The organism is Aureliella helgolandensis (assembly GCF_007752135.1).
In the GTDB taxonomy this organism is placed as follows: Bacteria; Planctomycetota; Planctomycetia; order Pirellulales; family Pirellulaceae; genus Aureliella; species Aureliella helgolandensis.
This window is the reverse complement of record NZ_CP036298.1, coordinates 1,871,496-1,885,157: the sequence shown is the minus strand read 5'-3', so window position 1 is coordinate 1,885,157 and position 13,662 is coordinate 1,871,496. Positions and strand designations below refer to the sequence as shown.

The window sequence follows — 13,662 nt, the reverse complement described above, 5'->3', positions numbered from 1 at the left end:
ACAATCCCAGCTGCTTTTCGATCCTGACAGCCTGTTTCGCTAGCCAAAAAACAAGTCGCCGACTAACTTAGTGCCCTGCGGCAACGAAGTGCCCCTTCCCCTGGGTGCAAGTGACAACCCACTCTAGAACTCAATTAATTTAGCTCAGATTGCTCAATTCATGCCTGCCAATTGGAATATTGACTCTTGGAAGTCTCGCCCCGCCAGCCAACAGCCCAGCTATCTCGACCCTCAAGAGCTGAATGAAGTGTTGGCGGCGTTGCGTCTGCTTCCTCCCTTGGTAACGAGCTGGGAGGTCGACAGCCTCAAACAGCAATTGGCCAAAGCGCAGGCTGGCGAAGCTTGGTTGCTGCAGGGGGGAGATTGCGCCGAGTCGCTCGATGATTGCCAGTCAGAGTCGATTGCCAGCAAGCTCAAAGTCTTGTTGCAAATGAGTTTGGTGCTGATCTTTGGATCGGGGCAGCGCATTGTTCGATTGGGACGGATTGCCGGTCAGTACGCGAAGCCACGGTCGAGCGATACCGAGAGTCGAGACGGTCAAACGCTCCCTTCCTACCGCGGTGATTTGATCAACCGCGCTCCATTCTCCACGGACCATCGCCGTAATGATCCCCAGTTGCTGCTTCGCGGCTACGAGCGCTCGGCACTGACCTTGAACTTCATTCGCGCGTTGAGCGAAGGGGGATTTGCGGATCTACATCACACCGAAAATTGGAAATTGACCTTTGTCGAGGATCGACCTGAGTTTGAGCGTTATCGCGAGCTCGTGAATTCCCTTGGTGATGCGCTCAAGTTCATCGATGCCATTTCAGCCAAACCCATCGCGGAATTAGGGCGAGTCGATTTCTTTACCTCGCACGAAGCGCTTCACCTAGATTACGAACAATCCTTGACGCGGGAAAGCGTGCGTGGCACCGGTTGGTACAACCTCGGCACGCACTTTCCGTGGATTGGTGAACGCACCCGATCCATCACGGGGGCGCATGTTGAGATGCTGCGAGGAATTCGCAATCCCATTGGAATCAAGATCGGGCCCACCGCCAAACCTGAAGAAGTCGTCGATTTGGTGCGGCTCCTAAATCCCGAGAATGAGCCAGGGCGAGTTACCCTGATCCACCGCGTGGGGCAGGGCAAGGTGGAAACGATCTTACCGGCCCTGATCGAGGCAATCCAAGATTGCCGCTCCCAAGTGTTGTGGGTCTGTGATCCGATGCACGGCAATACCGTTTCGACAACGTCAGGGCAAAAGACACGTCGCTTCGATGATGTCTTAGCTGAGCTGCGTTCTGCCTTTGCAGTGCACCGCAGTTGCGGATCACGACTCGGGGGTGTGCATTTGGAACTGACGGGTGAAGACGTCACCGAGTGTGTGGGAGGATCCAGCGGCCTAACCGAGGACGACCTTCACACCGCATACAACACGCACTGCGATCCGCGATTGAACTATGAGCAAGCGATGGAAATCGCCTTTTCCATCGCGAATGAAATCAAGCCGTTTTAAGACGCTGGCACGGGTACGAGGTGGACGGCTCGGACATCCATCAAGGCGGCCTTGTGGATTTTCTGAGGTGCAATTTGGAGTTGGTACTTGCCCGGTTCTAGGACTTCGAGCACTCCCACGTGACGCCACTGGAAATTCTGGAAGTGGCCTGTTTCGAGGACTTCGAAGTCGACCTGAGTAACGACGTCATCCCCCTTGCGCAGGAGGCTTAAGCTCGCCTGACTCCCTCCTTGCCCGGCGCCACATCCTTGAAGAATCCCGACATTGAACTTTCCTGGTTCGACGATCAAGATCTCCCAACGCGCACTATCCTGCTTTCCGACCCAGTAGCCCACCGTATTCTTAAACGTCTGGGGTTCATAGCGGATTTTTTCGCCGCTCGTTCGAGCTCGGTGTGCGGGCAGCATCAGGGAGCCATCACCGGTGGCAATAATAGGCCTTACTTCCGACGCTAGGACTGGCCGCTGATCAAAATGCAAGGCAATCGCCTCTGCCCCAGCCGGTCGTTCCTTCCAGCTGATAATCCAGCTGTCGAGCTCGGGCTGAAGCTTGAGAGTCGTTTCTTGGGAGGACGAGTCGACCGCCGTGATCCACTCCATCGCTCTCAAGCTGGCATACATTCGCGGAATCGTGATCGGCTCCGATTCCTTTCCAGCAGTGCTCGATAGGAAGAGAGTTCGCCCCAGTCTAGCAACCGTGCCGCCAGAGATGGCAGGGTCTTCCAACGACTCTGCCTCACTCGGCACCCCCGCCGCAGCCTTCTGAGCGAACCCGACAGAGGGCACAGCTGCCCCGGTCAGCCACATCCCAACGAAACATCCGGCAACAGCTCGAAGCAATGGTCTGGTTTGATTTTGCCCAACTGGCATGGTCGTCTTCCTGCAGTTTAGTGTGGTGCGATAACAGGGTGAGGAGTTTGCAAATATCGGCAGCTACTAAATCTAGCGAGCCTGCTTAAGGGACGCCTCGCGTTGGGCCTTAAAATGATGGGAGATCTCAACGGCGTCCAGCCGATCTTGCTCATCATAATCCCAATACCGCCGGACGACAGCTTCGCATTTCGGATAGTGCGTTCCGTCGTCCCCGACCTGCCTGCGCAGTTCGGCGAACTGTTCCTTCAACTCATCGCGCACCGGTGCATAACTAGGATCGTGGTAGACGTTGACGAGCTCCTGTGGGTCTTTGGTCAAGTCGTACAATTCCCAGCCAGGAGGTGTGGGAGATCCACCTTCATAGTCGCAACCATAAAAGTAGATCAGTTTGTGAGTCTTGGTGCGAATCGCCATCTCTCCAGGATTGTCATGGTGAGCCATGTGCATCCAGTAGCGATAGTAGGCCGCTTGTTTCCACTCGGGCGGCTCCTGGCCTGTTTCACAGATTGCGCGAAACGATTTCCCTTGCACGTCGGCTGGTACTTCCGCCTCAGCAAAGTCCAGCATCAGGGCGGGGAAATCGACATTTTCAACCATGGCATCACTTCGAATTCCGGCTGGAATAGTTGGCAGATAACGCACGATCAAGGGCATGCGTTGGGAAGGGTCGTAGGCCCAACGCTTGTCCTGAAAATCATTCTCTCCCAACCAGAACCCCTGGTCGCCGGTGTAAATAATCAACGTATTGTCGTACAGCCCTTCTGCCTTCAGGTAGTCGAGAATGCGTTTCAAATTGTCATCGACTCCCTTCACACACCGCAGGTACTTCTTGAGATACGCTTGGTAGGCCAGCCGTGTCGTTTCAACTTCGGAAAATGTGTGAGGGTTGTAGCCAGCCGGAAACTCCTCGGGATAGCGTTCGTACAAATCGACGGCGTAGGATCGGCGAGGATTGCGAGTTCCGATTGAAGTACCGATGTGAGGTCGCAGTTCGTCCTGATCACCACGCGTCGCTAGGGAGCCCCAGCTAGCCGGCACGTCGTAGAGCGTATCAGGCTCGGGGATAGTGACATCTGCTAGGTACGATTGATAGCGCGGTGCATTTTCAAAATAGTCATGGGGGGCCTTAAATTGATGGCATAGAAAAAAGGGGCGTTGAGGATCGCGAGTCTCGCGAAACCATTCGAGTGTCGCATCGGTAATAGCATCCGACGAATGCTGCCCCGGAGACTCGACCACGTTCTTCGGCCAGGGCTGATCTCCCTGCACTCGAAAAGTAGGGTCAAAGTAGCTCCCCTGCCCTGGTAGCACCTTGTAGTAGTCGAAATTGGGTTCGGTCTTCAAATGCCATTTCCCAATGATGGCAGTTTGGTAGCCGGCCTGTCGCATTTGAATTGGCAACATTTGTTTCGCCGGCGCAATATTGCCATTCAGGTCAAAGACCCCGTTGATGTGGTCGTACTGCCCAGTAATGATGCAGGCTCGTGAAGGAGTGCAAATTCCGTTGGTGCAAAAAGCATTCTCAAAGCAGATCCCTTCCCGTGCCAGCGTGTCGATGGTCGGCGTTGGATCGAGTTCTTTAAGCAGCGTGGCATAGGCGCCTACGGCTTGAGCGGTGTGATCGTCCGACATGATGAACAAGATGTTGGGGCGTTCCGCCGCATGAACAATCGTAGCGCAACAAGAGATCCAGATTAGAACAAGAGAGGGAAGAATAGTTTTCATACTGAAAATCCAAGAGGAGCGACAACAGGTTTCATGGGGTTGAGCTCGAAAGCGTTCCCGGACGTGCGATCGATGAATTTGAGCGGGGCACGATTGCCGCTATTGCCAGACTTGTTGGCGCACCGAAGCCGAACTCGAGCGAATCGCACGAGGGTGGGCTGCCACCTGCCACTCGCCGCCTAGCCCCAGAACTTCAATGGAGCTTGGCTTCCGCTCCTTGAAGCAGTCGCAGTTCATCTGCGAGGGCTATCCATCCGATCATCCGCCATTGTAACAACTGGCCTGATACTATCGTAATCGATTGGGGAGGTTTGCGTTGATTGGCTCAGCAAACCGCATGGCCGAGAAGGACCAGTGCCCAGAATGCCTGCGAAAGGCGTCTCCAAGACATTCCCCGACGCGTTGAGCCAGCACTTGGAGCTAGCCTGCGGGCTGGCGAGCAACGGTAGGCTAGCGTGTGGGAGCCGCTGGGAACGGAGATACGAAGGCTTGTTGTGGTGGGAGAGACTGCCCGTGAGGTGGCATGGGCTGCGTCAGTTGCCAATACAGCATTTGCTGGATGGTGTGCATGGCTTGGAGATGACGTTGGGCGGCGGGCAGACGGTTTCCGAAAATACCGTACAGGTCACGCAACATCGACTCGCTGTCGCCGTAGTAGCTGTGTCCCAACAGACTCAGATCGATCCCACTTACATCAATGGTTTCAACACCAGGGACGACCGTTAGATTCGAGCCGCTTTCGCCAGCCCGCGGATGTCCGTGCACGCGTTTGGAAGCGAGTAGTGCGCGGTCGTCGGAAGACGCATACAGCGTTACGTGCTGGGAAACTTCGAGGAGAGGTGGAGCAAAGTCGCGAGAGAATCGCTCTGCATCAACATCGGGTGCGGCCAAAACGACACGGTCGAACATGGGAGGAGCATCCGGCGATCGCTGCGCACTGAGCTGTTGGATCGCTAGTGTCATCGCGCGGTTTCCCATGCTGTGTGCAATCACATTGATCGACTGAGCGCCACTCTCCTCGACTAACTCGAGCAGAAATTGTTTTAAATGTGCCGTCGTCCACTCCGCATTGTTTTCGTCGATGGTATAGCCCAGCAACGAACCTTGACTGGGCCAACTGTAACAAACCGGAACTCCCTCGAAAGGCAGGTCGACCGCGATTTGCGCAGTCCGCCTGACGGCCGACTCGAATTCGACGTTGTAGCCGTGAATGAAAACCATCACGTCTCGCTTCGGCGAGGATTCGACCAGCTCCGACAGATGAGTTCGGAAGGTATCTGCCGTGAGCTCCGTCGCTGCGGTTAATACGATATGCTTCTGTTGATCTTCGCGCAGTTCAAAACGAAGCAGGCTGGGGCGTTCGATTGTGCCGGGACGATGCGTGGCTGGGACGGTTACCTGGCAAACACCCCGTACCAGTTCCCCCCGTTCCCCCGAGTAGGCAACACCCTGCTTGATGACTTGTGGCTCACCAAAGACGGAGAACACGATGGCAATGCAACCGACAGCCGCACTGACGAACAGCAGTGACAGTCCAGTTTGCAATTGCTTCAGAAGAAAGCTCAACAACGCAGAGCCCACCAAGAATGCTAGTACTGCGTAACAGACGATTTGCGTCCTCTGATGGTCAGCAACTTGTACTTCGGCAAATGCTTTACCACGCCGAGCACGATCGGTGGCATACAGAACTTCGACGGTGGTGAATTGAGCCCCCGCTTCACGGACGGCTCCGGCTGGCAATGAGGGGGCAGGGGCTAGCGATTGAGGCGTTTCCACCATGGCTTCCATGGGCATCGCCGCCATCTCCGGGAATTCCGTTACGGTCGCTGGGAAGCTCGTGACTTGGGAGGCTGGACTGGCTGTCGAGCTGTCGGCCGAGCCTGGGCTAGCTTCGTTTTCCTGGCCAGCTTCGTTTTCCTGGCCAGCTTCGTTTTCCTGGCCAGCTTCGTTTTCCTGGCCAGCTTCGTTTTCCTGGCCAGCTTCGGGCGCTGCCATGCGTTCCGCATGTGGTGCCGCGGGCTTCTGGCCGCACCCAGCAAGCAGGAGCAGCATTGCGCAAGCAACGTTTCCGATCCATGAGGAATAGCTAGAAGTGAATCGACAAGCCATGAACGGGGCCTCAACCTCGGAATGAGTGCATGGATAGCTGCGGGCGATGACCAGTTGGGAAGAGCTCCTAGGAACTCACCATCACCGGTTCGCATATAGCAAAATTCCACACATTGGGTCGATAGCAACTGAAATTGTGGCAAACCGCTGCTTTCCTTGGAGCAGGTTGCCTGCTCCAAGGTTGCAGAGCCTGAGCCCCGATTTCCTAAGGTTAACCTGCTCCCGCAGTGCGCTTCGATTAAGCCACGCCCCCCTGCCGGGTGCCCGTTACAGCTTGGGGCTGGTTGGGCTGCAGCCTGCTTTTCAACAACATCCTCATTTTCTGCTTGGGACGCCAGCGACAAAAGGACTTGCAGAAGCGGCTCATGCCACTCACAGCGGGTGGAATGTCTGCAGCAGTGGATGAACCACGGGATACGTTGACACGCAAGATCGCCACGTTCGTCACCTTCCTTGCGACCGTCACAGCCCCTTTGTGCAAGCTGGCGAATTACCAACAGCACGCAAGCGAACAAATACCTGCAACCTATGTTTCACAAGCGACGTTTTGCCATCTAGCCGTTTGCAAGCACTTTGCAGGTAAGAGGACCACCATTGTTTGTCGTACGACCCAGGATCCGAGACCAGATCAATTTCTGGAGTCTATTAGCTATTGCCTGGGGCGTGGCCGCGATTGGCGTTTGGTCGTGGGGGACGCGATACGAATTCAGTTCGCATGCAGATGACAGCCCTGTACCGCAATGGCCCGCCGACGCGAGGTTGACTTTGGCGGAAGACCGCCCCACGTTGCTCTTTTTCATGCACCCGCGTTGCGTCTGCACGCGAGCGTCGATCCGACAATTGGAAGAGACGCTGACCGGCATGGGACTGACGGATCAGCAACAACCCCAACTCACGGTTGTCGCTGCCATACCGAACGAGACATCTGAGGCTTGGCGAGATTCTGCCAGCGTTCGGCGAATCGCTGCCCTCCCACGATCTGAAATCATCTGGGACTCCGGAGGACGTGAAGCGAGTCGCTTTGGTGCCAAGACGAGTGGCGCTGCTCGATTGTATCGTCAGGATGGGGTATTGCTGTTCGCCGGCGGGATTACTGCTTCGCGTGGCCACGAAGGTGACAACCTAGGCTGCGATCGACTGCGAGCGCTGTTGTGCAATCAGGTAAAGATGCCTCAACCCTCGATTCCCGTATTTGGATGCCGACTCTGCGCCACAAACGAGGTAAAGGCTTTCAACGCGACAGATGATGATATTGTGCGTCCCCCGCATTGGCAGTGGTCTGCAGTGGGAGCATCGCCGTGAATTGGTTCCGCGAACTGACGAATTGCCGCCCTAAAAACGTCACGGCATCCATCCATCAGAAGCTGGCTGAGCACTATCAGGCAATCTTCGTCAGAACCGACCGCATGTTTGCTGCCTTGATGCTGATTCAATGGATCGGCGCTATTATCCTGGCGGTACTCATCACACCTCGCACCTGGAATGGTGCTGAGAGCGAGGTACACCAGCACGTCCTGATGGCCATATTCGGAGGAGGTGTGCTAGCGGTGCCTCCCGTTGTGATGGCGATTTTTCATGCGGGCAACGCCGCTACGCGGATGGTGGTTGCGTGCAGTCAAGTGATGTTCTCTGCGTTGCTGATTCACGTGAGTGGTGGACGTATCGAATCGCATTTTCACATCTTCGGCTCGCTCGCCTTCCTGGCTGCCTACCGCGACCCGCTAGTACTGGTATCCGCGACGGTCCTCGTCGCCCTGGATCATTGCATTCGAGGAACTTGGTGGCCAGAATCGGTATTTGGTGTGGCCACGGGGACGCAATGGCGCTGGCTGGAACACACTGCCTGGGTCGTGTTTGAGAATATATTCCTCTTGATCGTGATCGTGCAAAGTAGGCGCGAGATGCTGAAACTGGCGATCCATACGGACCAATTGGAGCGGCGGGAAGAGGCGCTGCAATGCGCCATCGATACCGCGGAACAGGCCAACCGCACAAAGAGTAAGTTCCTGGCCAATATGAGCCATGAAATCCGCACTCCCCTCAATGGTATCCTTGGATTTACGGACATCCTACGACGCGATTTGGGGCGGATCACCCGCTCTGAAACCGACGACTATCTCAACACCATCCAGCGTAGCGGCCAACACTTGCTTACGTTGATCAACGATGTGTTGGATATTTCCAAAATTGAAGCTGACCAACTTCGGGTGGAGTCCATTCCGTGCTCGCCGCAGCAGATCCTGTCCAGCACGATCTCGGTGCTGAGTATGGCTGCCAAGGTAAAGGGAATTCAACTTGACTACCGCTGGGAAAGCCCGATCCCAAGTGAAATCCACTCCGACCCGCATCGCTTGAAACAACTTCTGCTCAACCTAGTGGGCAATGCCATCAAATTCACCGATGAAGGTTCGGTGACGGTCGTAGCCAAAATGGATCTCTCGGGAGAACGGTCGGAACTGAAAATTGAAGTCCGAGACACTGGAATTGGGATTCCTCAGAAAAAATTGGACTGGGTGTTTCGTCCCTTTGTTCAGGCCGACGATTCCGTGACTCGCAAGTACGGCGGAACAGGTCTTGGGCTGGCGATTTCCGCGAGGATTGCACAGGCACTCGGCGGTGAGTTGATCGCTACCAGCGTGGTCGGCCAAGGCAGTACATTCATGGTCCGCATAGCAACTGAGGTAATTTCAGCGGCCGATGAGATTGAACCTCCAGCGAAACATCCAATCGCCGATGTCGGAGAGGAGCTGGATACGGGCGAAAGCCTCCATGGACTCCAAGTCCTCGTGGTCGACGACGCAGAAACCAACCGGATGCTGCTGCGTCTTTTCCTGGAGAGTGGCGGTGCGAGTGTGCGGCAAGCAGAGAACGGCCAAGTCGCCCTGGATATGGCCCAAAGGGTCCACTTTGACGCGATCCTCATGGATATGCAAATGCCGGTGCTCGACGGATACGCGGCCACCAGTCAATTGCGGGAACGGGGATACGCAGGCCCCATCATTGCTGTCACGGCTCACGCTATGCTAGGCGATCGCGAAAAGTGTGAACGGTTTGGCTGTTCGGGATTTCTCTCTAAGCCTGTCGATGCCGAACAACTCTACCGAGCTCTTGGTCAAGCAACAGCTTTGGCCGACTCTTCAACTCCTGCCGAATTACCAGGGCTGAAGTTGATGACTGTTGACCTGGAGATGCCCCCCTTCGAGGACGCCATCCATTCACGCCTGCCGACCGATGACGCTGTGTTTCGCAACATCGTCGAAGAGTTCTTTGACGCATTCGATGAAAAGTTCTCCGCAATGGAACGCGCCTGGGATGATGGAGATATGGAAACGCTGGCGGACCTGGCTATCTGGTTGCAAGGGGCTGCCAGCACCGTTGGGTTCAATTGCTTCGCAGAACCGGCCAGAGTGCTGGGGCAGGTCGCGCGTGACCACGCACCCTTGGAAGGCAACCTACCATTGCAAACGATCGCGGAACTCAAAAGCCGACTCGCACTCTAAGAGAGCTCTCAGCGGCGGACTTGAATGCCTCGGCTTTGCTTGAAGGGCATCAGCCTGCGTCCCCCCTACGGACTCAAACCGCGCTCCACCGCTGCTCTCAACCCTCCAACCGGCAAATGACGAAATATCTGGGCTAACAAATCGTGAAGCTTTGCGAGGAGATGCTTGAGTTCGTGCTGATGCTCGGATATCTCTGGCGGGAGGATGCGATAGAATTGCGCCGTGGGCCGTGGCTGCGTCGGAAGGCACTTTCAGCGAACAGGGCATTAATACGATTGAACTCTCAGCCGCGCTGCACCAGTTTCTGCACGTACTGAAGTGTTTACCACGATGCAGTCAAGTTGGTCGCACCGATCGTCGCGCGTTCTCCAGTTGGAGCAGCACCGTGCGTCAAGCAAAGACCGACCTTCTTCTTGGCGTTTCGAGTCAATCACAACGTCTAGCGGGCAGATACGAGCGTCTTGTCGCTACGCAAGTCTCTCTCAATGGGCCAGATAGCAGACCAGCAACATGATTAGAACAATTCTTCATGTTGCCGGAAAATCTCGTCCAAGAGCTCTTGTTCTAATTCGGGATCGTTCCACACCGCTTCCTCGGGCAAGCTCAGCGTCGCCAGCAGTGCTTCCTGCTCTGTTGGAGTTTGGGATATCCAATCGCGCAGCCCATGCACTTCCTGCAACAGTCGCTCGGCTGAATCCGGCGCGTTGTGTTCAGTCCCAGGCACTGTCGTTGCGTGGATCTCTGGTGCGAACGCGTAGACTTCTAGCGGTGGCGTTGCTGCGTGTGCGGGATCTGGAGAGTTCGATGCGATTTGCTGGCTTGCGTTTGCCAGCGGTTCCAGGGCGTCGCTGGTCAAGGGCGGGCTGGCCATCGCCTGAGAACTAGCCTGCCCGGAAGCCAGCGAATGCGATTGTCCGGCAGTATAGGTCTCGACGGAGTCGAAGCCACGAGCTTCACGACTCCAGCCGTGGTCCAGAAAACTGACATAGTCGCTGCCCTGTTGCCAACGTGTCTGTTGATCGGCTCCGTAGAGTGTGGCCAGATCATTGCCACCCATGGTCGAGGATGCATTGACTTGTTCGAAGGAGCGAGTGAAACTCGAGAATCCAGGTCCCACGATTGACGCGGAAACGCCGCTGGTAGCAAATCGGTCGTTGCCTGCAGAATCATACAGATCCGCTTCGTCGGTCCCGCCAGCATTGGCGTAGGCGTAAACCCGTTCGAAGCCACGCACGTAGTTGAAGAAATCCTCGCCACGAATACTTGAAAACTGTGGCCGCACGCTCAAGCGGTCGTCACCAGCAGAGTCATAGAGGTAGGCGTAATCCTGGCCACCGCCGGTAGCATGGATAAAGATTCGGTCGACATCTTGCAGGTCAAAACGGTAGCCGACTCCCACCAATTCGGCCTTGCGTGGCCAGGCCCGGAGCGTATCGTCGCCGTCCGAGTCGTAGAGGTAGACGCGGTCACCCCCGCCACCTCCTCCGTTGTACGCAATCTGCTCAATTCCATCGATGGTGACCGCCAAGTTTGCGTTGCTGATCGTTGAACCGGTAGGCCGTAGTTCGACGATATCCGATTGGGGAGATCCAATGATCTGCAGAGTGTCGTTGCTGCCTGAGCCTGCGAGGGCTAGATGTTGAACTTGTCCAGTGGAAAAGGTGTAGTCAACATCACCGAATTGAATCTCCACCCCATGACTAAGGTCCAAAGCCATGTTGTCCGCGGTAAACGAACCGCTAATGAACACAGAGCTGCCTTGCTGATCCAGCACATTGGCCAACGCCAGCTCCCCCTGGTCGCTAGCGGCCCCCGGCAACGCGAACTGAACCCATTCTCCCGCCCGCACGTTGAGGTCGATTCGCAACGCTCCATCCTCCCAGGTACTATCGCTCAGCGATAATCCGGCAGAGGTTGCGGCGGACAGGGTCCCAGAGGCGGTTTCAGGTCCGGTCCACTGAACGGTAAACACACCATCGGCGACTGCTTGCGCCCTGTAGGTACCTCCCGCGGAGAGTGTCTCCTCTCGGTAGCGCACGGCCCCTAAATCGTTTACCGGGACTCCAGTACTTGGCGTGCCCCCCCTGGAATTGTCTTCGCCGTTGCTACCATCAGCACCTCCAATCTCTGCACCTGAAAGTGACCAATCGAACGAGAAAGGGCCAATCTCTTGGTTGGCAGAAACCAGGATCTCGTAGGACTGACCTGCGACGAGCGGAATGTCGGCCTGTTCAAGGGCACCATGGGCAATTTCAGTCGCCCCAGCGCGGAGAACCCACGAAAGTGAGTCCAGCCATTCGCTGTTTGCATCCAAGCGAAGTACTCCGCTCGAGGAGGGAGTAAAGCGATAGAGGTCAGTGTCCTGCAGCGTGTTGATCCAGCCCTCAAACGAGCTGGAAGTGAGAGAAAGCGGTGCCGCCGTAACAAGCGAATTCCCTACGCTATCGGTCGGTATCAAACTCTCGATGGCCTGGGCTAGATTGAGCGCGTCGTAATTCGTCTGGGTTACAGCATCGTAGACCGAATCGGCGGTAGCATGCAGATGGTCTGCAATTGCGGTTAAGTTCACATTCTGCAAACCGACCATTTCCATGGCTTGGCGCACCAACACGCTCGCACCGGCCACGTAGGGCGCCGACATACTGGTGCCGCTGGCGGCGGTGTAATCGTCGACGCGTCCATCACGGCCTAGCACGTGGTCGGGAACGCTGCTCACAATACGGCTGCCGGGAGCGGCAATGACCTGGCTGTTGCGCTGACTAAAATCACTCAACCCGCCATCTTCATCAACGCTGGCGACAGGCAGCACATAGGAGCTGGCTGCCGGGTAACTCAAGCCTGAGGCAAGATAGTCCTGAAAAGAATTGCCGGCAGATGCAGTGACGACGATGCCATCGTTAAACAGCGCCTGCAACTCTTCTTCGAGCGTGGCCCAGGCGGGAATCGCATCGGCATTCCAACTGGTGCCAAGGGAAAGATTGACGGTTGTAATCGGGTTTTCGAACGCATGTTGATTGTCGTGAACCCATTGAAGTGCAGTTTCGACCCAGGACAACTGTCCTTGTCCCATGTCGTTGAAGACGCGCAGGGCGACGAGGTCGACAGCGGGTGCTACGCCGGGATGGTTGGGGTCGCTACTCCCTACAATCCCGCTGACGTGGGTGCCATGAAAACCGGCCGGGGCGTCGTCGTAGGGTACCGCGTCATTCTCTTCGGTGAAATCCCAACCTCCGACAACACGGTAGCCCGGGCCATAGCCTTCTCCTAACGCCACGTGATCCCAGGCAATGCCGCTATCGATGACTGCTACGGTTTGCCCTTTGCCAGTCAGTCCATACTGTTGCTGAACTTCATTCCAGCCGGTGGCCAAGTGTGCTTCTTTGAGTTGCGGCTCTACTTGGTGGAGCTCCGAGAGCGTCTCCGCGTGCGACTGCTCAGAGGCGCGCGACCACGGATCACAACTGGGATTCAGCGGCGACGTACTATTGAGTGAGCCATGTAGGTCGAGTGGCTGGTCACCTAGCACATCGAACAATAGCTGAGCAGAGAGAACGAGCCGCCGCTCGCAGGGTTCGAAACGGAATCCAGCCTGAACGACTTTTTTGACACGTGAGCGCTCGCGAAAACCCGCTCGTAAGCCGGCTGTTGGCATTGGGGTAGCAAAGCGCTGAGGGTTTTGTTCGGAATTCACAATGGTCTCTTCGATGGATCGGTTCCATGGCGAACGGCAGCCAAGCCTACCTCAGAACTGGTAATTCTTTCGTTATACGCGGATGAGACTCGCCAACCTTCAGAGTCAATCTGCCAGTGGGGAGGGTTATATCGATATGGGGAAATGGGAGGTTCACGTAATGTTTTCGGAACTGCTTAGCAATTTTCTATTTTGGCTTCGCATCGTGCCGAATGTATGGTTGGCAACGGATTTGCAACGCAACCCGAGCGTCACTGCTTCCAC

The 13,662-nt window shown here is 56.0% G+C and carries 7 protein-coding genes; 3 read left to right on the top strand and 4 right to left on the bottom strand.

The window, feature by feature from the left end; all coding sequences use genetic code 11:
• Positions 1-160 precede the first annotated feature (160 nt).
• Positions 161-1,501: a class II 3-deoxy-7-phosphoheptulonate synthase gene (locus Q31a_RS06665; protein ID WP_145075782.1), complete on the top strand. Its 1,341-nt coding sequence runs from the start codon at positions 161-163 to the stop codon at positions 1,499-1,501.
• Here Q31a_RS06665 and Q31a_RS06660 read toward each other — a convergent pair.
• The 3 genes from Q31a_RS06660 to Q31a_RS06650 all read right to left on the bottom strand — a co-directional run bounded on the left by Q31a_RS06660 (position 1,498) and on the right by Q31a_RS06650 (position 6,093).
• On the bottom strand, positions 1,498-2,370 hold the full coding sequence (locus tag Q31a_RS06660) for a hypothetical protein (RefSeq protein WP_145075777.1): 873 nt from the start codon (positions 2,368-2,370) through the stop codon (positions 1,498-1,500). The genes Q31a_RS06665 and Q31a_RS06660 overlap by 4 nt on opposite strands.
• Positions 2,371-2,442: 72 nt before the next feature.
• On the bottom strand, positions 2,443-4,098 hold the full coding sequence (locus tag Q31a_RS06655; RefSeq protein ID WP_145075774.1) for a sulfatase family protein: 1,656 nt from the start codon (positions 4,096-4,098) through the stop codon (positions 2,443-2,445).
• 450 nt (positions 4,099-4,548) lie between these two features.
• Complete coding sequence (locus Q31a_RS06650) at positions 4,549-6,093, bottom strand: alpha/beta hydrolase (protein ID WP_231691092.1); 1,545 nt, start codon at positions 6,091-6,093, stop codon at positions 4,549-4,551.
• A gap of 708 nt (positions 6,094-6,801) precedes the next feature.
• Between Q31a_RS06650 and Q31a_RS06645 the strand changes: the two genes are divergently transcribed.
• Both Q31a_RS06645 and Q31a_RS06640 read left to right on the top strand, forming a co-directional pair.
• Positions 6,802-7,509 carry a hypothetical protein gene (locus tag Q31a_RS06645; protein WP_145075771.1) on the top strand — a complete coding sequence of 236 codons (708 nt, stop codon included), beginning with the start codon at positions 6,802-6,804 and terminating at the stop codon, positions 7,507-7,509.
• Positions 7,506-9,707 (top strand): response regulator, encoded by a 2,202-nt coding sequence (locus Q31a_RS06640; protein ID WP_145075768.1) that lies wholly within the window; start codon positions 7,506-7,508, stop codon positions 9,705-9,707. The genes Q31a_RS06645 and Q31a_RS06640 overlap by 4 nt, the downstream gene beginning before the upstream one ends.
• Before the next feature lie 514 nt (positions 9,708-10,221).
• On the opposite strand, the gene Q31a_RS06635 is transcribed toward Q31a_RS06640, so the two are convergent.
• On the bottom strand, positions 10,222-13,398 hold the full coding sequence (locus Q31a_RS06635) for a S8 family peptidase (RefSeq protein ID WP_145075765.1): 3,177 nt from the start codon (positions 13,396-13,398) through the stop codon (positions 10,222-10,224).
• Between the last annotated feature and the right edge of the window lie 264 nt (positions 13,399-13,662).

Excerpts from the sequence above, each read along its gene's own strand:
- Q31a_RS06665 (WP_145075782.1), top strand. The coding sequence starts at position 161 with ATGCCTGCCAATTGGAATATTGACTCTTGGAAGTCTCGCCCCGCCAGC.
- Q31a_RS06660 (WP_145075777.1), bottom strand. The coding sequence starts at position 2,370 with ATGCCAGTTGGGCAAAATCAAACCAGACCATTGCTTCGAGCTGTTGCC.
- Q31a_RS06655 (WP_145075774.1), bottom strand. The coding sequence starts at position 4,098 with ATGAAAACTATTCTTCCCTCTCTTGTTCTAATCTGGATCTCTTGTTGC.
- Q31a_RS06650 (WP_231691092.1), bottom strand. The coding sequence starts at position 6,093 with ATGGCAGCGCCCGAAGCTGGCCAGGAAAACGAAGCTGGCCAGGAAAAC.